Below are 24,323 nucleotides of genomic sequence, written 5' to 3'. Positions count from 1 at the left end.
TTTGCACAGCGCCATTATCCTTTCGAGTGGAAAGAGAATTTTAAAGATGTATTCCCGGCCGATTTTATTGCCGAAGGGGTTGACCAAACCCGCGGATGGTTCTTTACACTGCATGCCATTGCTACCATGATCGATGAGTCGGTAGCATTCAAAAATATTATCTCAAACGGACTGGTATTGGACAAAAACGGCGTGAAAATGTCGAAACGTCTGGGTAATGCTGTCGATCCGTTCGAAACTATCGATAAGTACGGTTCTGATCCGTTGCGTTGGTACATGATTACCAATGCGCAACCGTGGGATAACCTGAAATTTGATATCGACGGGGTAGAAGAAGTAAAACGTAAGTTCTTCGGAACACTTTATAATACCTACAATTTCTTCGCATTATATGCCAATGTTGATGGCTTTAAATATGCCGAAGAAGAAATTCCTGTAGCGCAGCGTCCGGAAATCGATCGCTGGATTATTTCGTTGCTGAACTCGCTGATTAAAGAAGTGGGTGATAGCTACGAAAATTACGAGCCAACACGTGCCGGCCGTGCCATTTCGGAGTTTGTATCCGAAAACCTGAGTAACTGGTTTGTGCGTTTAAGCCGTAAACGTTACTGGGGTGGCGAATATTCTTGCGACAAAATTTCGGCTTATCAAACGCTTTATACTTGTTTGGAGGTTGTGGCTAAATTAATGTCGCCAATTGCGCCGTTTTATGCCGACCTGCTATACAACGATCTGAATAAAGCTACCGGAAAAGCCGAAAATCAGAGTGTACACCTGGTTGATTTTCCTGCTTATGCGGAAGAACTGATCGACAAAGATCTGGAAGAAAAAATGGCCATTGCGCAAAAAGCTTCTTCGATGATTTTGGCATTGCGCCGAAAAGAAAAGCTGAAAGTACGCCAGCCGTTGGCTAAAATTATGGTACCGGTATTAAATCCGCACTTTAAAGAACAATTCGAGGCGGTTTCAAATATTATTCTGGCAGAAGTAAACGTTAAGGAAGTTGAGTTCTTAACCGATACAGCCGGGGTGATCAAAAAGAAAATCAAACCGAACTTTAAAGCCCTCGGTCCGAAATACGGTAAAATGATGAAACAAATTGCCGGAGCGGTAAATCAGCTGGATCAGAATGCCATTTCGGCCTTTGAAAGTACCGGAGAATTTGAGTTGACAGTTGGTGACGAAAAAGTTATGCTTTCGTTGGACGATGTTGAAATTCAAACCGAAGATATTCCGGGATGGACAGTGGCCACCGAAGGGCAAATGACTATCGCTTTGGATATCAATGTGTCGGAAGAGCTGAAACAAGAGGGAATTGCCCGTGAATTTATCAACAAAATACAGAACTTACGAAAGGATAATGATTTTGAGGTAACCGATCGGATTAAGTTGCGTATTGCAAAGCACGAAGCGTATAATGTGGCGGTTGAAAACCACAAAGAATACATTTGTACACAGACTCTTGCCGACGTTCTTGAATTGGTTGAAAGTACTAATTTGACAGGGGACACCGAGGTGGAGATTGACAAAGAGGTAGTCGCCAAAATTGAGATAGAAAAGGTTAGCTAAATATTTGTTAACAAGGACAGCAAATGATGGACTTTTTTATTACTTTAGGGCCTTGTTGAAAAAAAGAGGAACTTAAAACCCACGAATTATGGGAGACAAAAACAGATATTCGGATGAAGAGTTGATGGAATTCAAAAAGATCATTCTTGATAAGCTTGAAAAAGCGCAGGAAGATTATACAATGTACAAGAATTCAATCACTCAAAGCGATGGTAATGATATTTCTGATACATCGCCGACGTTTAAAGTATTGGAAGAGGGCGCAGCTACACTTTCTAAAGAGGAAGCTGGAAAATTAGCTCAGCGTCAGTTAAAATTTATTCAGCACTTACAAGCTGCTCTTATTCGTATCGAAAATAAAACTTATGGCGTTTGTCGCGAGACCGGCAAGTTAATAGCTAAAGAAAGATTGCGTGCAGTTCCTCATGCAACACTTAGTATTGATGCGAAACAAGGAAAATAATAAGTAAAAGAAACGAATTGGAATTGCTCTTCGAAAATACTGATTAGAATTTTCGAAGAGCATTTCTGTTATAAAGGGTTAGCATATGTCGCGTTCCGTTAAATCACTGATAATTATATTCTCCGTTTTAATTGTCGATCAGGTTCTGAAATTCTGGATTAAAACCAACCTGTCGATCGGTGATGAGATTGTGGTGTTTAAAGATTGGTTTATCCTTCATTTTGTTGAGAATAATGGTATGGCTTTTGGTTTTGAGTTTGCCGGCGAATACGGAAAAATGTTTTTAAGTGTTTTTCGTATTGTTGCTGTAATTGCCATTGGTTGGTACCTGTTTAAACTGGCCAGACAAAAAGATGTGCCTTTTGGTTTTGTAGCTTGTATTGCATTGATTTTTGCCGGTGCCATCGGGAATATCATCGACAGTCTTTTTTACGGAATGATATTTAACCACAGCTACGGACAGGTAGCTACATTATTTCCTGCTGAAGGCGGTTATTCCAGCTTCCTGCACGGAAGAGTGGTTGACATGTTTTATTTCCCGCTACTTGAAGGCCGCTATCCTGAGTGGATACCAAGAATTGGAGGAGATCCGTTTATTTTTTTCCGTCCGGTTTTTAATATCGCCGATTCGGCAATTACAGTAGGTATCTTTTCAATTTTGCTGTTCTACCGCAAGTATTTTAATAAACTGGAAGAAAGCAAAAACGACAGCGAAGAGACGGAAGCAGAGCAAACAGCTTAGGCATTCAGAACCTCAGGTTAATTACGGTTTACCTTTATGCAAAGGGACTTGGTAACAGTCACAAAATCACTCATTTTGTTTTACCTTTGCACAATCATACGATTTCAGAAAAATATGAGTCAACTATACATTTATAATACGCTGAACCGAAAAAAGGAAGCGTTTAAGCCACTTGTTGAAGGTCGTGTTGGTTTGTACGTATGCGGGCCAACGGTTTACAGCAACTCGCATCTTGGGCACGCACGCCCGTTTATTACATTCGATTTGTTGTACCGTTACCTTACTTTTCTCGGAAACAAAGTTCGTTACGTGCGCAACATTACCGATGTTGGTCACCTTGAAGATGAGGTGGAAGGTGTTGGCGAAGACCGTATTGCCAAAAAAGCGCGTTTGGAGCAGCTGGAGCCAATGGAAGTGGTTCAGAAATACATGAACACTTTTCATCGGAACATGGACGATCTGAACGTTACACGTCCGAGCATCGAGCCGCGCGCGTCGGGTCATATCATCGAGCAAATTCAGGTGATAGAGGGTATTCTGAAAAACGGCTACGCCTACGAAGCCAATGGCTCGGTTTATTTCGATGTAGATAAATACAACAACGATTACAAGTACGGAAAACTTTCAGGCCGTAATCTGGATGATATAAAAACCAACACCCGCAAACTTGACGGGCAGGATGAAAAGAAAAACTCTTTTGATTTTGCCTTGTGGAAAAAAGCGGCACCGGAGCACATTATGCGCTGGCCTTCGCCATGGAGCGATGGTTTCCCGGGATGGCACCTCGAGTGTTCGGCAATGAGCACAAAATATTTAGGAGAACAGTTTGATATTCACGGTGGCGGAATGGATTTAACTTTCCCGCACCACGAGTGCGAGATTGCACAAAATACAGCTTGCCGCGGACAGGAATCGGTGCGTTACTGGATGCACAATAACATGATTACCATTAACGGTCAGAAAATGGCACGCTCGCTGGGTAACTTCATCACTTTGGATGAATTGTTTACCGGCACGCACGAAATTCTGGAGCAGTCTTATTCGCCAATGACCATCCGCTTCTTTATTTTGCAGGCGCATTATCGTAGCACCATCGATTTCTCAAATGAAGCGTTACAGGCCTCAGAAAAAGGTTTGGAGCGTTTGATGGCTGCCATGAAAACCCTAGGCGAATTAACTTCTGCTGACGCTTCAACAGTTGATGTGGCGCCATTGAAGGAGAAATGTTTTGCTGCACTGAATGACGATCTAAACAGCCCGATTGCTATTGCGCATCTTTTTGACGGGGTAAAAATGATCAACTCGATTAAAGCCGGAAGCGAGAAAATATCTGCTGCTGATCTGGAGGATTTAAAAGCATTTTACAATGCAGTGGTTTTTGATATTCTTGGATTAAAAGAGGAAGGTGAAACAGGAAGTGGAAACAACGAAGTATTGGGTGGAGCGGTAGAATTGCTTATTAACCTGCGGAAAGATGCCAAAGCCAATAAAGACTGGGGGACGGCCGATAAGATTCGCGACGAACTAAATGCAATTGGCATTGAGATAAAAGACACCAAAGATGGTGTAGAGTGGAGTGTAAAATAATTGTAGAATGATGAATGTGGATTAGCGAATGATGAAGGAAGAGCTGAAGTCAAAAATCGTTAACCGGAATTCGCAAATCAAAATATAAAGCTATGTTTTCAGGAATTGTAGAAGAATACGGAACTGTAGTAGCCGTTGAAAAGGATCAGGAGAATGTACATTTTACCTTAACCTGTTCGTTTGCCGACGAGCTGAAAGTTGACCAGAGTTTATCGCACAACGGCGTGTGTTTAACCGTTGTTTGGGTGGATAAAGCCGAAAAGAAATACAAAGTTACCGCGATTAAAGAAACGCTTATTAAGTCGAATCTTGGCTTGTTGGAAGTAGGTTCGAAAGTGAATTTGGAGCGTAGTATGATGATGAATGGCCGTTTGGATGGACACATTGTTCAGGGACACGTTGATCAGACTGCCAGGTGTGTTAAAATTGAAGAGGCCAACGGAAGCTGGTACTACACTTTTGAATATGACTTTGATATTGATAAAGCCAAACAAGGTTATATGACCGTTGAAAAAGGGTCGGTAACGGTTAATGGTGTTAGTCTTACCGTGGTAAACTCAAAAGACAATTCTTTCCAGGTGGCTATCATTCCTTTCACCCAGGAAGTAACCAATTTCCACACCTTTGAAGTGGGATCGGTAATTAATCTTGAGTTTGATATTATTGGGAAATACCTGAGTAAATTGAATTCGTACAGCAAATAGAAAAACCATATAGTGTTTTTAAGAAGGTCCGTTTTGCGGACCTTTTTTTATTTCCATTTTCTTTGCGTGAAAGTTGTTTATATCCGTTCATTTCTGTTGGTTGTTCGCGGAAATCATGTTTGTGTTTTTGTGAACATAAGTCTGAGGATCCTGTTCTTATTAGAAAAAATAACTAACTTTTCAGAATGAAACGAACAGCATTAATAACCGGAGCATCAAAACGTATCGGCCGATCGTTAACAGAACATCTGGCTGAAAAAGGCTGGAATATTGTGGTGCACTACAATTCTTCGGCAAAAGGGGCTAATGCGCTGGTTGAAGAACTTGAAAAGAAATATCCTGATCAGGAATTCAGGGCAGTACAAGCCAACCTTGCGGAAACAGATAAGGTAGTGGCATTGATCCCCAAACTGGCTGCCCGAAACATTAAAGTTGATCTGTTGGTTAATAATGCTTCAGTATTTGATCGTGGCTACCTGAAAGGCACCTCGGTTGAGCTTTTTGATTCACAGTTGGATGTCAACCTAAAAGCTCCGTTTTTTCTTATCCGTGATTTTGCCAACTATTTTAAATCGGGCAACATCATTAATTTTGTTGATACGCGAATAACCTCAAATGCTTCGAATTTTGCGGCTTATTCCATCTCGAAAAAAGCACTTTGGGAACTTACAAAAATGGCGGCTTTGGAATTTGCTCCCGATATCAGGATAAATGCCATTGCACCCGGTGTTACCTTGCCTCCTGAAGACGAGGATGAGGATTACCTGGAAAAGCTGGCGCAGGGTATTCCGATGAAAAAACCGGGAGGAGTGGAGCCGATTTTGAAAAGTTTGGATTATATTTTGGAAAATGATCATCTCACCGGGCAATTGCTGTTTGCCGACGGTGGAGAAAACCTTGGAAAAAACCTTTAAATATGGCTAAAATACGCGTAAAAGATCTGCTAATCAGAACCTACATCGGATTTAATCCCGATGAATTGGTGAATAAACAGGATGTAGTGATCAACCTTGAGATTGAAACTGATATTCCTGAATCGGCCCTCGAATCAGACGAGCCTGAAGATATTTTCAATTATAAAGTGATCACCAAAAAAATAATTGCACTGGTTCAGGAGGGGCGTTTCAAATTACTGGAAGTGCTCACCAAACGTATTCTCGATACGATAATGGAGGACGAAAAAGTAAAGTGGGCTCGCGTTGAAGTGGACAAACCTCATGCTTTACGTTTTGCTGAATCGGTATCGATGGAAATGGAGGCTTCGCGTCAGTCCTGATTGATAATATGACTCGAAGTCATGGTATGAATTATACCAATTATTATTCAGCGTGAGCCTTCAGTGAAACGCTGAGATTACACTGTTTAATGCCGATTTAAAGCATTAAGAATCAATTTGATTGTACATGGGCATTAGTATGAATTAATGTAAATATGGAATTTGAGAGCGGGCAATATTATCACATTTTTAACCGGGGAAATAGTTCTCGGAAGATTTTTTATAATAAAGAGAATTATTCGTTTTTTCTGAGAAAAATGCGGGAATATTTGGGGCCTTATGTCTCTTTTATTTCATGGTGTTTAATGCCTAATCATTTTCATTGGGTGGTTTTTGTTCATCGCAATAGTCATACGATCACTACCAGTGATCGCATGACCAGGGAGCGTTCGTTGAATTATTCAATTGGGATTTTACTTCGTTCTTATACTCGAGCCATTCAACAACAAGAAGATTTCACAGGGTCGCTTTTTCAGCAGCATACAAAAGCTAAACCTTTGATTGATGAAATAAAAATAGATCCTTCTTATTGGAATACCGAGTTCGGAACTGAACTTAATTTTTGGGAAGGCAGAAGTTATTTAGCAACTTGTGTTGAATATGTCCATCAAAATCCGGTTTTTGACGGATTGGTGAAAAAGGCAGAAGATTGGGAATACTCTTCTATTAGTGATTATTTAGGAATAAGAAAAGGAAAGTTGATAGATTTTGAATTGATCCGTCGGGAAGGACTTATTGATACCCTCACTTGGAGTGCGAGTATCAATATTGTAATTATTGGCATAGGCTCAAACATTAACGCAGACGAGAATATTGCCAAAATGCTTGAAATCCTGAATGAGGAGGTTACGGTGCTTGAAGTTTCTTCAAAGATAAAAACCAAACCAATTGGAATTGAAGATCAGGCCGACTTCACCAACGGAGCAGTAAAAGTTTGCACACGTTTAACTGAGCCTGAACTGAAAAAGTTACTTAAACAAATTGAAGACCGGATGGGGCGCGACCGGACGGGCCCAAAATTCGGACCACGTTGTATCGATTTGGATATTGCAGTATGGAACGGAGAGGTTGTGGATGAAGATTATTATACGCGTGATTTTTTGCGAAAAAGTGTAGCCGAACTACTGCAATCATAGAATGACTTCAAGTCATACTATGATTAGTTGTTATGTCTATTGATTATTCTTTAAAAACAGTTCGTTTAAACCTGAAATTCCGCCAACTTCTTCAAGGTCGGTAACCACAAAATCTGCACCGTTTTCAGACAACTCTTTTTCGTTGTTTTCGCGGGCAATACCAAGTGTTAATCCAAATTTTCCTTTTGCTCCCGCCTGAACTCCCGAAACAGCATCCTCTACAACAATAGCTTTTGCCGGAGTGGATTCAAGCATATCGCAGGCAGTGGTAAAAATATCCGGTTCCGGTTTGCCATGTAATCCCAACTCGGCCGAAACAACTCCGTCAACGCGGGCGCCAAACATTTTTAGCATGTCAACAGCTTCCAAAACCGGTGCACAGTTTTTACTCGACGATGCTACTCCCAGTTTTATACCTGCTGTTTTCAAATCGTTTAGCATTTGTGCTGTCGATTCGTAAACCTCAACACCATCACGTTCAATAACTTCGTTAAAAGCTTCGTTTTTGCGATTACCCAACCCACAAATCGTTTCCATACCCGGAGCATCGGAAGGATCGCCAAATTCAATGCTAATATTTCGCGACTCTAAAAACGATGCCACTCCTTTGTAACGTGGTTTTCCATCAACAAAAGCCAGGTAATCGCTTTGTGTAAATTCATTAAAAGTTTCCCCTGTTTCTTCAGCGTGTTTTTGCAGGTATTCATCAAACATTTTCTTCCATGCCGCGGCGTGCGTAATGGCGGTTTTGGTTATTACGCCGTCCATATCGAAAATAACTGCTTCAAATGCTAAGTTTCCCATTTTCTATTCCTTTTTCTTATTTGCCACAAAATTAGGCATTTATTGCGGAAGAGGATTTAAAATTGTATAAAACTGATATTTATCGTGTTGCAAATTGATTTAAGCGCGTTAAATTTGTAGCGTAGTAAAATTAAAAGTCATGATTAAATTTTTAATGGCTATCTACCTCCACAATCGAAGCTTCCTGAATATCAAAAACAGGGACGCTTACGCTATTCTGTAATTCATTCGCGTGCCGGGAACGCTCCGGCTAATCAATTTTATTTAGTAACACGAAAGTATTTTGTCTTGCAGCTGCGAGGCTATAATCTTTCATTCAATTATGAATTATGGAATTACCATTTGCAGAATCATATAAAATCAAGATGGTGGAACCCATCTATAAAAGTACGCGTGAACAGCGCGAAGAGTGGATAAAAAAAGCAAACTACAACCTTTTTAATTTACGAAGCGAGCAGGTTTTTATTGATTTATTGACCGACAGCGGAACCGGAGCCATGAGTCAGAATCAGTGGGCCGCAATTATGACCGGCGACGAAAGTTATGCCGGATCATCGTCATATTATCATTTAAAAGATGCAATAAAAAACATTCTTGGTTTTGATTACTTTTTGCCTACTCATCAGGGCCGTGCTGCCGAAAATGTGTTGTTTTCGGTGCTGGTAAAAGAAGATGATGTGGTGCCCGGAAACAGTCATTTTGATACCACAAAAGGCCACATTGAATACCGGAAAGCATCGGCTGTTGATTGCACGATCGACGAGGCTTTTGATACTGAATCGTTGCATCCTTTTAAGGGGAATCTGGATTTAAACAAGCTGGAAGCCGTTTATTCAACGCATCCGGCAGAGCAAATTCCTATGGTAATTGTAACGCTAACCTGCAACACTTCGGGCGGGCAACCGGTATCGATGCAAAATCTGCGCGATGTGCATGCCCTGTCGAAAAAGTACGGAATTAAAGTGGTGTTCGATTCAGCTCGTTTTGCCGAAAATGCATGGTTTATTCAGCAACGCGAAGATGAATACCGCAACAGCACCATCAAAGAGATTGTGGCCGAAATGTTTTCCTATGCCGATGCCATGACCATGAGCAGTAAAAAGGATGGCATTGTAAATATTGGTGGTTTTATTGCCATGAAAGACGAAGAGCTGTTAAAACAAGCGTCGGTTTTTAATATCATGTTCGAGGGTTTTAATACCTATGGCGGAATGGCGGGGCGCGATATGAACGCACTGGCTGTTGGTCTGGACGAAGTAACAACAGGTTATTTCCTTGAAAACCGGATCCAACAAGTTGCGTATTTAGGGAATCGTTTAATTGAGTGGGGAATTCCTGTTCAGAAACCTATTGGAGGACATGCTGTTTTTGTTGATGCCAAAAAGTTTCTGGGTAACGTCCCGAAAGAAGAATACATCGCACAAACACTGGCCATAGAGTTGTACCTTGAGGCAGGAGTTCGTGGGGTAGAAGTAGGAACATTGCTGGCAGACCGTGATCCGCTTACGCGCGAGAACCGTTATCCGAAACTGGAAATGTTACGTTTGGCAATTCCACGCCGAACCTATACCAATAATCACATGGATGTAGTCGCAGTGGCGCTAAAAAATATCTTCGATCGAAGGGAAGAGATTGATCACGGATACCGGATTAAAAAGGAAGCACCAATAATGCGTCACTTTTCAGTGGAATTGGAGCATGCCGAAAAGGTGCATAAGAAATAAGCCGGTTTTTATAATTGATCGGCGTAATGATGGGTGAACTCTTTAAAGCTTAAGGCATACGATTCACCCATTGCTTTTTCATATTTTGAACGGAACGATTCGAAATTGAACTTCGCCAAATGCGAGTTATTGGCTTTTTGCAAGGCCCATATCTGCAGATAAAGCGCTTCTTCGTTCAGGTCGTCGTAATCCAAAATGCGTTGCGAAACTTTTTCAACTTCTTTGGGTTTATTCTCTTTTTTGTAATCGGATGCCAGTTTTAACAAATTGTCGATTACCTGGTTGCCGGTAAACCCTCGAACTTCGTCAAGCCAGGGCCAGTCGGCACCTTTTAACAGACGGCCTTTTTTTACCAAATGGAAAAACAACTGCAACTGCTGTCGCGACATGCCGTCAGGAATTTTACAAAGTTGATATGCCTCCACGTAATCGCAGAAAAAGTCTTCCGAAAGATTTAAACTTAGATAACCATTCTGAGAGGTAATTTCTATTTTGTTGAAATGAATCAGGATCTTTCGCAATTTATTCAGTGTAACTGCGCGGTTGTTGGCCACCTTTTTGTCCTCAATTCCGTACCACAGCGTTTCGTTAACTTCGGGAATAGGGGCTCCGATTCCATTCTTCATAGTGTGGATCAGCGTGAAAATAAACAACTCCCGCACTTTTGGAGTGAATAGATCGGTAACATCTTCGTTTTTGTTATTAATCGCCTTGAATTCGCCAAAAAGCTGAATCTGGTTTTTTGTTGGTGTTTCAGGTTTATTGACTAGTATCGAATGTTTTCGTGCATTCATTTTTCGGAGCAAAACAAAAATCAACATCAGGAAAACAAAGGTGATTGATCCCAGAATGGCAACAATTGTTTTGGTTGAAAGTAGAGTGCCCGAGGCTTTTGTTGTTTGGTATGTGATTTCTTCATCGAGTGCCAGTCGGTTTATTTCTTCGTTACCCAGCGGGCGGTTCCAAATGTACAGGTTGTCGATGTACCCTCTAAGACTGGCTCCGCCTGAAAGGGCACTACCAATAAAAATATCGTTGGTGCCTGAATAGGGTGGATGGCCATCGGAACCACCAACATACAGTCCATTCACAAAAATGGCTTGTTGGCCGGTTTCTAAAATATAGCGCCAGGTAAGGTGGTACCACTTGTTGGTTTCCAGTAGTTCGTCCGACATAAAATCGTTGGCCCATAGTCCGAAATACGGATGCCCCGAGCGCAACACCAGGTGAAGTCCTCTTCTGTATCCTGTTTCATCATTTCCCAAAATCGCATTATCTCCAAACTCCAGAATATCAATAAATTTTACAAAACAGCTAATGGTAAAACTACTGTTGGGCAGGCCGTATAACTCGGGATGGCCAAGGTTTACATTGGCATTTTCCGGCAAACGTAGTACGTTTCCACGGTCAATATCCTGGCTAAAAGTGAAGCCGTTTCCGTCAAATGTACGTTCGGGGTTCGCCGCATCCGCCAGCTCGTTCTCGAAATGAAAACTGGCCATTAAACCCCGGTTAAGGTCGAGCGGAGTGGCCAGGATTGAATACTGTTCGGGTTTTACCATTTCGGCAGTGATGGTAAGTTGCGAAGGTGTTAAACTAAAACCCGGGACAAATGGTGTTAATATCATTTCTTCGCCGCCACGAATGGGAAAGCTGAACTTCCCTCCGGTGATCAGCGTTTCGGCATTTTTCCAGAAAACACGCTCAAAGTTTTTTCCCACGGTTCGAACCTGTCCTTTTACGGCCTCAAAAGAATGCAACTGTTCGATAATAAATCCAAAATTGTAGATGCTTCTTTCAACAAATAAGAAATTAGGTTTTTTGCCGAATTTTGTCCAGCTTTCAAGCAGAAAGTTGATATATTCAGGAAACATGTCGCGGTTAACCTGCGAGGTGGAAACACCGATTGGTAAACGGTCGAAATTACTGATTTTAAAAAGTTCCTTATTGATGTTCGATTCCCTTTTCAGAATTGCAGAGTTGGGTGTGATCTGGCTGGCACCAATCTCAAGCGCATAGTCGGAAGTTTCGTGCAGAATCCGGCTTTCGTTTTCTATGTCGCCCTCAACAAAAAATATAACCCTGCGGTTGGCCTGTACCAAATATTCTATCGATGGCCATTTTTCTCCTTGTGGTAAAAAGAATATCTGATCGGAAAGACTGCTTGCGTTTATTACAGAGTCGAGTGCATGTACATTACCCGAATAGTTAATAAAAACAGGTACTACCTTCGATTCTTTCTCTTGCAGTATCAATTCAATTTTTTCCAGAATATCGGAAAATGAAACAGTGCTGTTTTGCAGACGTATTCCTATGGAATCAGAGATAACGGCTAATTCTATTCCAGTCCAGTTATTATCTTTTATAAAATTCAGAAGTCGGTTATTTTGGTATTCGGCGGGTGTTAATTGACCTATCAAAAAGGAGTTGTCGGCAAAATCGTTGGCTTTGCCAGGTAAACAAAAGGCAATTCCAGCAAAAAGGCATAAGAATAGCTTCAAAATTATCTTGTTCGGCATCCTGTATGTTTTTCTGATTGGAATGATAATGTCCTTAATTTGATATTATTTTCAGCCCAAATATATTAAAATATACGAATAAAGATATTTTTTTATTAAAAAATTATATTTCTCAAAATGCTTTTTAATCAATATGTTATCGAAAAAATTAAGATTAAATTAAGAGGTCGTTAAGACACATTTAGCACAAATATTAAGAAGCAGCTAATTACGCGCGTGTATAATTGGGGTTCAAATTGACGACGAATGACTGATAAGACAATTAAACGCAAACACTACATGCTTTTTGTTGCGGGAGGACTGAGTGTTATACTCTTTTTGCTGTTATTTAATAAAACAGTTGACTATACTTCAACAAATGATTTTTGTAATTCATGTCATGTACACCCACATGCTGAAACCAGCTGGAAACTATCAGTTCATCATAATACCCCCAGTGGCGTTTCTGTAAAATGTGTTGACTGCCACTTACCACCGGAAGATCAAACGGCTCGTTTTTTAACCCGTAAAGCTTATCATGGATTTCATGATTTGTACGCTTACCTGACAATGGACACAGAACAAATTGATTGGGCGGCTAAACGATCGGTTGAAGCTTCAAAACATTTCGTGTACGAAGATGGATGTTTGAAATGCCATACGAACATGTTTCCGTCAACGCTGAATGAGCAGGGATCTTTGCAACATATAAAATATATTCGCGATCCGGAGAATAACTCGTGTATGCAATGCCATCATGATGTTGGTCATTATCGAGGAGAAACCAACCTGCTGGCTGGATTGGAAGAAACGGTGGATCCGACACAAATCTATACTGAGCCTGCAAAAGTAAAAGCTTTTGAAACATTTGAAGAACAGATACCGGGAACCGCGGTATCGTTTAAAATGGTTGCCATTCCCGGTGGTCAGTTTAAAATGGGAAGCCCGGCTGATGAACCTTACCGCGAAAGAGATGAAGGTCCGGTTCGGGATGTGGAAGTAAGTAATTTCTGGATGGCAGAGATAGAAGTATCATGGGATGAGTACCTGGCCTTTTTTACGGCTACCGGTTCGCAGGGGCGGAAAGAAGCCGTAGAAGTTGATGAAGAAACCGATGGCGTTTCGGGTGCTACACCACCATGGGGAGCTCCGGATCAGGGCTGGGGAAAAGGAACACGTCCGGCAATTACTATGAGTCATCACGCTGCCGAAACTTATTGTAGGTGGCTTACTCAGGAAACCGGAAGAAAATACCGTTTGCCAACCGAAGCAGAGTGGGAATATGCAGCCCGCGGAGGAACACAAATGCCTTATTTCTTCGAAGGATCTCCTAAAGATTTTGAAGCCGATGGATTTATCAAGAAATTATTTGGCAGCAACAAAGAAGTCATTAATCAATATGTGATATCACACCTGAACAGTCCGAATAAAACTCAGCAACCCGATGCCGTTGAGGCCAATCCTTTTGGGTTGAAAAATATGTTGGGTAATGTGGCTGAATTTTGCCTCGATTATTACGATCCGCAGGTGTATGGTAAATACCCGAAAGGTGTGGTGAAAAACCCGAGAGGCCCACGAAACGGAATGGAACACGTGGTTCGGGGAGGTTCGTTCCGCAACTCGCCAAAAGACTTGCGTGTGGCTGCCCGCGACTTTACAAAAACCGATGCATGGTTAGTAACCGATCCGCAAATCCCAAAAAGTATTTGGTGGTATTCTGATACCAAAAGTGTTGGATTCAGGGTGGTTTGCGAGTACAATGAAGAAATGTTTACAACAGAAAAAAATTAAAACAAAATACAATGAGTAAAGATCAACTATCACGCAGGAATTTTCTGGAGAAATCAGCATTAATCGGTGCTGCCGGAGTAATTGGTTTAAATGCACTGAGTTCTTGCAAGAACACAACAAAAGAGGTTGATTATGAATTTCCCCCGCTGCTTGATCAGGCTCCCGATGGAAAGGAGTTGAAAGTAGGATTGGTAGGCTGTGGAAACAGGGGAACCGGCGCTGCGTTGAACTTTTTGGCAGCAGGGCACGGCTTGCACCTGGTAGCACTGGCCGATGTTTTTGAAGATAAAGTATGGGATTGCCGCGATAAATTGTTAAAACAACGCGTTGAAGTACCTGAAGCCAACTGTTTCTGGGGATTCGATGCTTATAAAAGTTTGCTGGATGTGGATTTGGATGTGGTAATTTTGGCTACACCTCCGCATTTCCGCCCAATGCACTTTGATGCTGCGGTGCAGGCAAAAAAACATGTATTTCTGGAAAAACCTGTTTGTGTTGATCCCGTAGGAGCACGCCAGATAATGGCTACTTCAAAAAAAGCGGAGAACATGGGCTTGTCGGTGATTACCGGAACACAACGTCGCCACAGCCGCGATTATGTGGAAACATATCGTCAGGTGGCATCAGGAGCTATTGGCGATTTGGTAGCTGCAAAAGCTTACTGGCTGCAGTCGCACGTTTGGTTCCGTACCCGCGAAGAAGGTTGGAGCGATATGGAATACATGCTGCGTAACTGGAACAGCTTCTGTTGGTTGGGTGGCGATCATATTCTGGATACGCACGTTCACAACATCGATATTGTAAACTGGTTTATGGGAAAAACACCCGAATCAGCAATTGGTTTTGGTGGACGTCACCGCAGGTTAACCGGCGATCAGTACGATTTCTTTAGTATTGATTTTGACTTTGGAAATGGAATTTCGTCGCACAGTTTTTCGCGCCAGATTGATGGTTGTGCCAACCAACTAGGCGAAGTGATTATGGGAACCGAAGGTTACACGAATTGTAAAAACACGGTCTTCAATCACGATGGTTCGGTGAAATGGACTTACGAATATCCAAAAAATAAGGATGGCCGTTCTACCGGCGTTGTAGCGGTTTCGCCTTACGTGCAGGAGCACATTCACCTTGTAACTGCAATCCGCACCAACAAACCGGTTGTTGAGGCACACCGTACTGCCGAGTCAACATTAACGGCGATTATGGGACGAACCGCTGCTTATACCGGGCAAAAAGTAACCTGGGAAGATATGATGACTTCGAACGAAAAGCTGGGACCGGGAACGTACGAAATGGGCCCGGTTGACATGGAATTTCCAATACCAAAACAGGGAACTCAACATAAAGCATAAAAACAGAGTATGAAACTATCCGTTGTAATACCATTATTTAACGAAAGCGCCGTTTTATCGTTGCTGATAAACGAGGTGCATCATAACCTGATGACTTTGGGCGAAGCTTTCGAAGTGGTGTGTGTTGACGACGGAAGTGCCGACGATACACTTCAACAGCTTCTTGAAATGAAATCGGAGAAGCCAGAGTTGAAAGTGGTGTCGCTGTCGCGCAATTTTGGATTGCAGCCAGCCATTGCAGCCGGTTTGGAATATACCAATGGCGAGTACGTGGTAGTAATGGATGGAGATATGCAGGATCCGCCGGAGCTGATAAAAGAGCTTTACCAAAAAATAAGTGCCACCAAAGGCGATGTGGTTTCGGCTGTGCGCTCGGAGCGTGGCGAAAAGTTCAGCAAACGCTTTTACATCAATGTATTTCATAAAATATTCCGGAATATTTCGGAAGAACAACAACTGGAGCAGGCGGGTAACTTTTGTATAATGAGCCGCCGGGCTGTTTCGGCCATATTAAAATTTACCGAGCAAAACCGTTATTTCCCGGGCATCCGCAATTTTATCGGTTTTCAGCACGATACCATTGTTTACGAGCGTCCGGACAGAGCCGAAGGCATCGCCAAAATGACCAGCAAAAAACTGTTTGCACTGGCGGCTGATGCTATTTATTCGTTCTCGAAATGGCCCATAAAACTGTGTTTGTATCTGGGCTTGCTGGGTGTTTTGGTGTTTTTACTTGCCATTATTTATACGCTGATTTCAAAATACACAGGGTTGGCGCCAACAGGTTGGTCGTCTACCTTTTTGGCGATTAGTTTTTTTGGCTCGGTGCAACTTACTTTTTTGGGGCTCATCGGCGAATATATTTACCGCATTTACAAGGAAGTACAAAAGCGCCCGGTTTACTTGGTGAAGGAGTTTTATGAATAAATTAACCGACATATTAACTGCACGCAATGTGTTTCGCATCAGCTTGTTTGTAGCTGCTGCGATTCTGCTGTTGTTAGCGCCAAAGGCGGCTGTTAATGTCGACGAGATGTTGCATTACCCACATGCCAAACGTGTGGTTAACTGGTATTACACCGGTGGCGAAGATGTTTCGTGCCTTGATACTCCTGTTGACAACCTGAAATATTACGGGCAGTCGGTTGATAACCTCACCGCACTGATAAATCGTGCATTCTCCATTGAAAATGAATTTCTGACACGACATTTTACAGGAGCTGTATTTTTCTTCTTAGTCTTGCTTTTTGCCGGTTTGCTGGGAAAAGAAATAAGCAATTCATATTGGGTGGCAGCAACTGTAGTTTTATCGCTGATGCTCACACCGCGTTTGTTTGGTCAGGCATTTGGCAACTTAAAAGATATTCCGTTTGCAGCCGGTTATGTGGCCGGCATTTACTTCATAATAAAATACTTAAAACAATTCCCGAAAGTGGGCTGGAAAACCGTGACCGGTCTTGGACTGGCCATTGCTTTTACCTGCTCGGTGCGTATTGGCGGATTAATTCTGTTTGCCTACCTCGGATTGGGAATTGTAGTTATCGTTCTATCGAAGCCTTTTTTACTTAAATATATCGTTTCAACTAAATCTTGTTTTGTAAGGTTAATGGGCCAGTGGCTGGTAATAGTATTTGCAGGTTATTTCCTCGGACTATTATTCTGGCCCTATGCCTTGCAGGACGTTGTGCGCCATCCGCTCGAAAGTTTATCAGTAATGGAGCACTACAAAATCAGCATTAAACAGTTGTTCGAAGGCGAGGTAATCTGGAGTTCATCGCTGCCATGGCATTACCTTGTAAAATGGATTTTAATAGCAACACCCGAGTTTATTTTGCTCGGGGCTCTATACTTCATAGCCTTTTTAACCTATAAATTTTCTAAACCGTACAGCGAACAACTCAGTATAGAGTTGTTCGTCTTTTTTACGCTGCTTTTCCCGGTGGTGTATGTAATTGTTATCGGTTCGAACCTGTACAGCGGTATGCGGCAAATGTTGTTTGTAGTTCCGGTGCTGGTTGTTTTGGCCGTTAGTGGAGTGTTTCAGTTCTTAAAATCTGACATTAGCAAGAAGGTGAAAATTCCATCTATCGCGCTGTTTTTTGTTTTGATGGTTTTGCCCTTTCAACACCAGGCGAAAACTTTTCCGGCAGATTATATCTATTTCAATGCTATTTCGGGAGGGAACAAAGCAGCGTGGAGCAATTACGAATACGATTATTATTTCCACGGAATGAAGAAGGCAACTGATTATTTAATCTCCGAAATTGATGATAAAAAAGCGATAGTGGCGATGAATTGTCAGTTGCCGAATTATTTCGAGCAGTTACCCAACATCGATTTTCAATACATACGTTACCTCGAACGTAGTTCGGTAGACTGGGATTATGCATTGTTTGGGGTGAATTATATTCATCCGTATTTGCTGAAGAACAACACCTGGCAATCGACGCGAATCGTAAAAACTTTTTACCACAAAGGAAATCCGCTGGTGGTGTTGTTGGAAAGGCAAACGAAAGATGATTTTAAGGGGATCGACCTTTTGAAACACCGAAAATGGGACGAAGCCGAAGTAGTATTAAAAAAGGAACTGCAAACAGACCCCAATAATGTTTGGATGTTTGTAAATTTGGCGAATTTGAAACTGGCGCAACGTAAGTATGCCGAGCTTGACCAATTATTGGAAGGCGGAAGAGCAATACATCCTTATTACGAGCCGTTGTATTTGCTCGAGGCGCAAAAATTCTTTGATCAGGGGAAGTTTGACGAAAGTTATGCGGTTTTGGAAGAGTTGATGCAAGTGAATCCGCGTTATAAAAATGCGGCACCACTATTGAAGAGAGTGAAAGAGAAATTAACTAAGTAATACGAATATTAAAATTTAGAGAGATGAAGAGAGTAATTGCAATGATCGGATTGTTTATTATGAGTTTACCAACAATGTTGCTAATGGCGCAGGACCAGGGAACATATATTGACAATTTGGGTGCTCAGGACAGTTCGTACTTGGAAGAAGTGCCGTTGGCTGGTGCTGAACAAGCTTCAGGATCAAATACTACTGTAATCATTATTGTTGTTGCAGTAGTAGTTATCGCGGCAGCTGTTTTCTTTTTTATGAAGAAAAAGAAAAAGTAATACCAATTGTTCTTTAAAATGCCGTTAGGAATTTTAAAGTTACAATGGTTTATGCCGATTTTACAATAAAGGAGCAAACTGAACAGAGTGAAAGTGTGCGACAATTTATTGTTACATCGGTGTAATTTAGAGTGAAGTCTGATTACAAAGAAACCGGCTTATACAGGCCGGTTTTTTTATAGTAAGATGTTTAATGGAATGGTTCTGTGGTTGTTGGGCTGCTTATTGCCCGAAATTATTCACACCCGTAATCATATTTTAAACGCCCGAAAAATGCCACTTTTGGCATTAACAAATGTTTAAGCCCCTAAAAAATACTTTTTGTACACTTAAACAAATGTTTAAGCCTTCGCAAAATACTTTTTACTGCCTTAAATAAATGTTTAAGCCACTCCGAAATACTTTTTGATGCCTTAAACAAATGTTCATGCCGTGAAAAAACATTTTTTTATACCTTAAACAAATGTTTATGGCATGTTTTAGGGGTAATTAGGGGCTTAAACAAATGTTTACGCTATTAAAAAATAAAAAGTGGGCTATTAACATCTGTTCACGTGATGATTGCCTGACTTTTTGCCTGAAATAGCCGGAATCGAAAATACGATTCCGGCTATTTTTATAAAAGTGCAATATAAACTAATAACAATAGGTGCATTAAAATTTATTAACTCACCCGGGTTGGGCCTTTTTTCATATAGAGACGGAATGAGTGAGAGTTAACTGTATATTTGCAGTAGTTTCATTGCTGTTGGTGAATCCAGAGAATCATGAATGTTTTTTGTGTTAATGTGCTGTCGGTTATATCGTTTCGATTGCTGTTTTTATACGGGCAATACTTTCCTCTTTACCCAGCAGCTCGCAAATAACAAAGAGATCGGGGCCCATATTTCCACCAACCAGCGCCAGTCGAAGCGGATTCATAATGGCTCCAAATCCCCATTCTTTTTCAGTCATAAATGCTGAAAAAACTTCTTTTATTGCATCGGCTTTCCAGTTTTCAACGGTTTCAAATACGTTTACAATTTCAGCTAACTGGCCTGATGTGTTTTCTTTCCAGCGTTTTTTTACTGTTTTTTCGTCGTATTCCGTAGGAGCCACAAAAAAGTAACTGCTCTGATCCCACAATTCGGCAACAAATTCGCAGCGCTCTTTTATCTCTGCAACTACCGCATTTACTTTTTCATCACTGGCTTCAACACCTTTTTTAGCTAAAACAGGTTTGAATAAGCCGGCAAGTTCCTCAACCGATTTCTCCTGGAAATAATGTTTGTTAAACCACTTGGCTTTTTCCGGATCAAAACGTGATCCTGATTTCACCACGCGCTCCAGACTGAAGATTTCTCCCAGTTCTTCCAGCGAGAAAAATTCTTGCTCAGTCCCCGGATTCCAGCCCAGTAATGCCAGCAGGTTAATGAACGCCTCAGGGAAATAGCCATCTTCGCGGTATCCGCGCGAAACATCGCCTGTTTTCGGATCAGTCCACAGCAATGGAAATACCGGGAATCCCAGTTTGTCGCCATCGCGTTTGCTGAGTTTGCCTTTCCCAACAGGTTTTAAAATTAGCGGAAGATGCGCGAAACGTGGTTTGGTAGCCTCCCAGCCCAGCGCTTTATATAATAAAACGTGCAAAGGCATCGATGGCAACCATTCTTCGCCACGAATAACGTGCGAGATTTCCATCAAATGATCGTCAACCACATTGGCAAGGTGGTAAGTCGGCATTCCGTCCGATTTAAAAAGCACCTTGTCGTCGAGACTTTTTGTGGTGTTAAAAGTTACGTTTCCACGAATCAGATCGTCCTCTGAAACGTCAGTATCCGCAGGCATCTTAAAACGAATAACATAAGCTTCGCCTGCTGCTAATTTTTGTTGAACTTCTTCTTCCGACAATTTGAGCGAGTTGTTCAGCTTGTCGCGCGTGGCAATTCCGTACGAGAATGTTTCCTTGTTGGCTTCCGCGGCCTGGCGCAAAGCATCAATTTCTTCGGGTGTGTCAAAAGCATAATAAGCCCAGCCGCTTTCTACCAGCTGATCGGCATATTTTTTATACAACTCTTTCCTTTCACTCTGACGGTATGGGCCAAAATCGCCACCAATTCCCGGACCTTCAACCGGCGTTAGTCCGCACCAGTTCAGGCTTTCAATAATATAATCTTCGGCACCCGGAACAAAACGGGTTTGGTCGGTATCTTCAATTCGGAGTATAAATTCGCCACCGTGTTTCTTTGCAAACAGGTAATTAAATAAGGCTGTTCGAACACCGCCCATATGCAACGGCCCGGTTGGACTTGGGGCAAATCGTACCCGTACTTTTCTTTCGCTCATTGTTCTTTCTTTATTTTGGCGCAAAGATAGAAGAAAATAGTGATCAGTTAGCAGTGGCAGTTAGCAGTTTTATTGATGTAACTTTGAACGAATACTGCAAACTGAGGCTGATAACTGTCAACTTGAAATTTCTGCCTTTTATCAATGTTTAATACTATTGCTTTCCATTACTTTGTGTATTGGTTTAACAAACAATTGAAATCATGTACGGAAAAATTAAGAACGACCTAAGAAACACGCTCGAAGAATTAAAAGAGCAGGGATTATATAAAAGCGAACGGATTATTACCACATCGCAAAGCTCTGAAATTGCAGTGTCGACCGGAGAGACGGTACTGAATTTTTGTGCCAACAATTACCTCGGGCTGGCCAACAATCCGGAGGTGGTTAAAGCAGCGCAGGACATTATGAACGACTGGGGATTCGGACTTTCTTCAGTGCGTTTTATTTGCGGAACACAATCCATTCACAAACAGTTGGAAGAAAAGGTTTCTGAGTTTTTGGGAACCGAAGACACCATTTTATACTGTGCCTGTTTTGATGCCAACGGCGGCGTTTTTGAGCCACTTTTAGGTGCTGATTCGGCGATTATTTCGGATGAGTTAAACCATGCTTCGATTATCGACGGGGTGCGTTTGTGTAAAGCACAGCGTTTCCGTTACAAACACTCTGATATGGCAGAGTTGGAGCAGTGTTTAAAAGATGCATCGGGCGCGAAATACCGTTTAATAGTTACCGATGGTGTTTTCTCGATGGATGGAGATATTGCCAACTTGCCCGACATTGTTAAGCTGGCCAAAAAATACGATGCACTGGTAATGGTCGACGATTCGCATGCAACAGGATACATCGGAAAAACCGGCCGTGGTACTGCCGAACATTACGATTTACTGGGTGAAATAGATATTATTACCACCACTTTCGGAAAAGCCATGGGCGGTGGTAACGGAGGTTGTACATCAGGTCGCCGTGAGATTATCGATATGTTGCGTCAGCGCTCGCGTCCGTATTTATTCTCGAATACTTTAGCACCGGCAACGGTTGGAGCAACCTTAAAAGTTATTGAAATGCTTTCGGGTGGAGCCGATCTGCCGGCCAAAACAATGGCAAACGCCGCTCGTTTCAGAACGAAAATGGAAGCTGCCGGTTTCGACCTGGTAAAAGGCGATACGGCAATTGTTCCGGTAATGGTTTACGACGAGCCGCTTGCCATAAAATTTGCCGACAAACTGTTAAAAGAAGGCGTTTATGTTATCGGATTCTGTTTCCCTGTAGTTCCTCGCGGAAAAGCAAGAATTCGGGTTCAGCTTTCGGCAGCACACTCGTTCGAGGAAATCGACAGGGCCGTTGAAGCCTTTATTAAGGTGGGTAAGGAATTGGGAATTATTTAATGATATTGTCATTTCGAAGGAGAAACGACTGAGAAATCTGTCACTTTGAATCTTCTGAGTTACAGATTTCTCACTACGTTCGAAATGACAGTTTTATTTTATCCCCCGAATAGACTGTGTTGAAATATCCTGGCCAATTTTATCCGCAGCTTTTTTGAATTGTGCAGCCGTGATTGCCTCTACAGAAACACCAATTGATCCTCCGGCATTGTGAATTCCAAATTCAGCAATAGCATTAAACTTATCTTCTTCATCTTGCTCCTCCCTGAATATCGCTGAAAAATTCTCGCTTCTAATCTTAGAAAGATCTCTGAATTTTATGGAGAAAAAACCTTCTGTTCCCTGGTAATAATAGGTTTTGTTTCGCGGGTTGTAGGTAGCTTTGGTCATGGTTTCGTGTTTGGGCTTTTCTTTGATGTATTTGCCCTCTTGTTGCGGGAAAACCAAAAGCAATTTGTAGCTGCCTTCATCGAGGTGTTTAAAGCTCACTTTTCCTTTTTCGCCGGTAGCCTGAAAAGCGATCAACTGGCCACCTTTTTCAAGGTATACTTCGGTTTTTTCGGCCGGTTTACCAATAAAAACAGTGAGGATGCTAATAAAGAGTACGATAAATAAATTCATATTGAGTTTAAAGGTCGGGAAATTGAAATTGAATAAAAATGTGCGGGTGGATTTGTTTTAAACAGTGGGGTGTCAACATTGGGTATAGCAAACCAAAATGTTTATTAACGAGGAGTCATGTTGAGCGTAGTCGAAACATCTCGTATGTTAAGATTCTTCGGCTACGCTCAGAATGACTATCGATAATTATCGATTAAAATGCATCATCCAAAGTACGAATGGTAAGTACTTCGTTCAGCTTTTCTTCGGAAATATCGGTTTTTAAATTGATTGATACCTTTTCGTTGGGCAGCATATCAAAATAGTTATCGGAGAAGAAACCTTCTTCGTCGCCAATTTCCAGGAATAGGTTTTTCGCAAGCTTGTCGGTTCTTAGCGCAATGTCAAAACCGTAATCGGCTTTTGTTATGGCATATTCAACCTGTGGTGCTTTAACGCTAAGGTTTTTAAATGGCAGGAAGTAGTAGTAGTTTTTCGAAAGAACATTACCATTTTCAACCAGTTCAGTGGTGAACACAACGTTTTTCAGGTTCTTTCTGTATTGGTAACGCCACTCGTTTTTGTTTACATCGAAATAGTCGTCGCTCGAGTTGGCAGGAATATCAACCAGGTGAGCTTCTTCCCAAATTACTTTACCATCGAAATCAACCATTTGCATACGAAGCTCGGCTTGAATTGGCTCCAGGCGGTCGTTAACAATACCCACTTTAAACTTAATTCCTTCTTCGTACGGGCTAACCAAAACCTGGCTAAAACCTTTTTTAACGTAGTATTGCAGTGCTTTCCAATTTTGGTAATAGTCGGTTGAACTCCACGAAGCCACCGGCCAAACATCGTTGATTTGCCAGTACAAACTACCCATACAAAACGGCATGGCACGGCGGTGTCCTTCCAATCCGAATTTAATTCCGTCGGCTTGCAGCACGTGGTTTACATACAGGAACGACTCAAAATCTTTTGGTTTTTTGTATTCCTGGAGCATATAATATTCGATGGTTCCGTTACCAATTGACGAACGCTGATGCGACTCCATCACTTCCGAGTAAATATCGTAATCTTCCGGCTCCGCATATTTACGTACCGATGCCATTTCAGGGAAACTCTGGAATCCGTATTCGCTCATAAAACGAGCCAGGTGAGTGGCGTAAGTACTGAACGGCTCTTTAGCCCACCAAACACCCCAGTAGTGTTCGTCGCCATTTACAAGG

The 24,323-nt window shown here is 41.8% G+C and carries 20 protein-coding genes; 15 read left to right on the top strand and 5 right to left on the bottom strand.

Annotated elements, in window-relative coordinates; genetic code table 11:
* The 8 genes from ABZB17_RS06860 to folK form a co-directional block, all read left to right on the top strand.
* Positions 1 to 1,569: DUF5915 domain-containing protein (locus ABZB17_RS06860; RefSeq protein WP_372648855.1), on the top strand; the 1,569-nt coding region annotated here is incomplete at its 5' end.
* 88 nt (positions 1,570 to 1,657) lie between these two features.
* The gene (locus ABZB17_RS06855; protein ID WP_045025927.1) at positions 1,658 to 2,032 is read left to right on the top strand and encodes a TraR/DksA family transcriptional regulator; all 375 of its coding nucleotides are present in this window, start codon (positions 1,658 to 1,660) and stop codon (positions 2,030 to 2,032) included.
* 85 nt (positions 2,033 to 2,117) lie between these two features.
* Positions 2,118 to 2,774: a lipoprotein signal peptidase gene (locus tag ABZB17_RS06850; RefSeq protein ID WP_372648853.1), complete on the top strand. Its 657-nt coding sequence runs from the start codon at positions 2,118 to 2,120 to the stop codon at positions 2,772 to 2,774.
* 114 nt (positions 2,775 to 2,888) lie between these two features.
* Positions 2,889 to 4,361, top strand: coding sequence for a cysteine--tRNA ligase (cysS, locus tag ABZB17_RS06845; RefSeq protein WP_372648851.1), 1,473 nt, complete (start codon positions 2,889 to 2,891; stop codon positions 4,359 to 4,361).
* 92 nt (positions 4,362 to 4,453) lie between these two features.
* Positions 4,454 to 5,065 (top strand): riboflavin synthase, encoded by a 612-nt coding sequence (locus ABZB17_RS06840; RefSeq protein WP_372648849.1) that lies wholly within the window; start codon positions 4,454 to 4,456, stop codon positions 5,063 to 5,065.
* Positions 5,066 to 5,250: 185 nt separating this feature from the next.
* Positions 5,251 to 5,979 (top strand): SDR family NAD(P)-dependent oxidoreductase, encoded by a 729-nt coding sequence (locus ABZB17_RS06835; RefSeq protein ID WP_372648847.1) that lies wholly within the window; start codon positions 5,251 to 5,253, stop codon positions 5,977 to 5,979.
* A gap of 2 nt (positions 5,980 to 5,981) precedes the next feature.
* Positions 5,982 to 6,341, top strand: coding sequence for a dihydroneopterin aldolase (locus ABZB17_RS06830; protein WP_372648845.1), 360 nt, complete (start codon positions 5,982 to 5,984; stop codon positions 6,339 to 6,341).
* Between the two features lie 257 nt (positions 6,342 to 6,598).
* A complete protein-coding gene (gene folK / locus ABZB17_RS06825; protein ID WP_372648843.1) occupies positions 6,599 to 7,477 on the top strand; it encodes a 2-amino-4-hydroxy-6-hydroxymethyldihydropteridine diphosphokinase in 879 nt (292 codons plus the stop codon).
* A 36-nt stretch (positions 7,478 to 7,513) separates the two neighbouring features.
* Here folK and ABZB17_RS06820 read toward each other — a convergent pair whose 3' ends face one another.
* On the bottom strand, positions 7,514 to 8,281 hold the full coding sequence (locus ABZB17_RS06820; RefSeq protein ID WP_372648841.1) for an HAD family hydrolase: 768 nt from the start codon (positions 8,279 to 8,281) through the stop codon (positions 7,514 to 7,516).
* Positions 8,282 to 8,610: 329 nt separating this feature from the next.
* On the opposite strand from ABZB17_RS06820, the gene ABZB17_RS06815 reads away from it, so the two are divergent.
* The gene (locus ABZB17_RS06815; protein ID WP_372648839.1) at positions 8,611 to 10,005 is read left to right on the top strand and encodes a tryptophanase; all 1,395 of its coding nucleotides are present in this window, start codon (positions 8,611 to 8,613) and stop codon (positions 10,003 to 10,005) included.
* Positions 10,006 to 10,013: 8 nt separating this feature from the next.
* Here the strand turns inward: ABZB17_RS06815 and ABZB17_RS06810 are convergent, their stop codons facing one another.
* Positions 10,014 to 12,524: a LamG-like jellyroll fold domain-containing protein gene (locus ABZB17_RS06810; protein WP_372648837.1), complete on the bottom strand. Its 2,511-nt coding sequence runs from the start codon at positions 12,522 to 12,524 to the stop codon at positions 10,014 to 10,016.
* Positions 12,525 to 12,770: 246 nt separating this feature from the next.
* Between ABZB17_RS06810 and ABZB17_RS06805 the strand changes: the two genes are divergently transcribed.
* From ABZB17_RS06805 to ABZB17_RS06785, 5 genes are read left to right on the top strand one after another with little or no spacing between them, the layout of a single operon-like run.
* Positions 12,771 to 14,294 carry an SUMF1/EgtB/PvdO family nonheme iron enzyme gene (locus ABZB17_RS06805; RefSeq protein WP_372648835.1) on the top strand — a complete coding sequence of 508 codons (1,524 nt, stop codon included), beginning with the start codon at positions 12,771 to 12,773 and terminating at the stop codon, positions 14,292 to 14,294.
* A gap of 11 nt (positions 14,295 to 14,305) precedes the next feature.
* Complete coding sequence (locus ABZB17_RS06800; protein ID WP_372648833.1) at positions 14,306 to 15,646, top strand: Gfo/Idh/MocA family protein; 1,341 nt, start codon at positions 14,306 to 14,308, stop codon at positions 15,644 to 15,646.
* 9 nt (positions 15,647 to 15,655) lie between these two features.
* Complete coding sequence (locus ABZB17_RS06795; protein WP_372648831.1) at positions 15,656 to 16,573, top strand: glycosyltransferase family 2 protein; 918 nt, start codon at positions 15,656 to 15,658, stop codon at positions 16,571 to 16,573.
* Positions 16,566 to 18,509 (top strand): phospholipid carrier-dependent glycosyltransferase, encoded by a 1,944-nt coding sequence (locus tag ABZB17_RS06790; RefSeq protein ID WP_372648829.1) that lies wholly within the window; start codon positions 16,566 to 16,568, stop codon positions 18,507 to 18,509. Before ABZB17_RS06795 ends, ABZB17_RS06790 begins: the two co-directional genes overlap by 8 nt.
* Before the next feature lie 23 nt (positions 18,510 to 18,532).
* Positions 18,533 to 18,778 carry an LPXTG cell wall anchor domain-containing protein gene (locus tag ABZB17_RS06785; RefSeq protein WP_157493539.1) on the top strand — a complete coding sequence of 82 codons (246 nt, stop codon included), beginning with the start codon at positions 18,533 to 18,535 and terminating at the stop codon, positions 18,776 to 18,778.
* Between the two features lie 798 nt (positions 18,779 to 19,576).
* Here the strand turns inward: ABZB17_RS06785 and gltX are convergent.
* Positions 19,577 to 21,103 carry a glutamate--tRNA ligase gene (gene gltX / locus ABZB17_RS06780; protein ID WP_372648827.1) on the bottom strand — a complete coding sequence of 509 codons (1,527 nt, stop codon included), beginning with the start codon at positions 21,101 to 21,103 and terminating at the stop codon, positions 19,577 to 19,579.
* A gap of 203 nt (positions 21,104 to 21,306) precedes the next feature.
* On the opposite strand from gltX, the gene kbl reads away from it, so the two are divergent.
* Positions 21,307 to 22,494 (top strand): glycine C-acetyltransferase, encoded by a 1,188-nt coding sequence (gene kbl / locus ABZB17_RS06775; protein ID WP_319500507.1) that lies wholly within the window; start codon positions 21,307 to 21,309, stop codon positions 22,492 to 22,494.
* Between the two features lie 93 nt (positions 22,495 to 22,587).
* Here kbl and ABZB17_RS06770 read toward each other — a convergent pair whose 3' ends face one another.
* The gene (locus ABZB17_RS06770) at positions 22,588 to 23,115 is read right to left on the bottom strand and encodes a hypothetical protein (RefSeq protein WP_372648825.1); all 528 of its coding nucleotides are present in this window, start codon (positions 23,113 to 23,115) and stop codon (positions 22,588 to 22,590) included.
* Between the two features lie 193 nt (positions 23,116 to 23,308).
* On the bottom strand, positions 23,309 to 24,323 hold a 1,015-nt coding region (locus ABZB17_RS06765; RefSeq protein ID WP_372648823.1), incomplete at its 5' end, for a glycoside hydrolase family 2 protein.

Origin of the sequence: Draconibacterium sp., from assembly GCF_041583095.1 — a bacterium.
In the GTDB taxonomy this organism is placed as follows: Bacteria; Bacteroidota; Bacteroidia; order Bacteroidales; family Prolixibacteraceae; genus Draconibacterium.
Note: the sequence above shows the minus strand (reverse complement) of the source record. Positions and strands in the feature narration are given on the sequence as shown.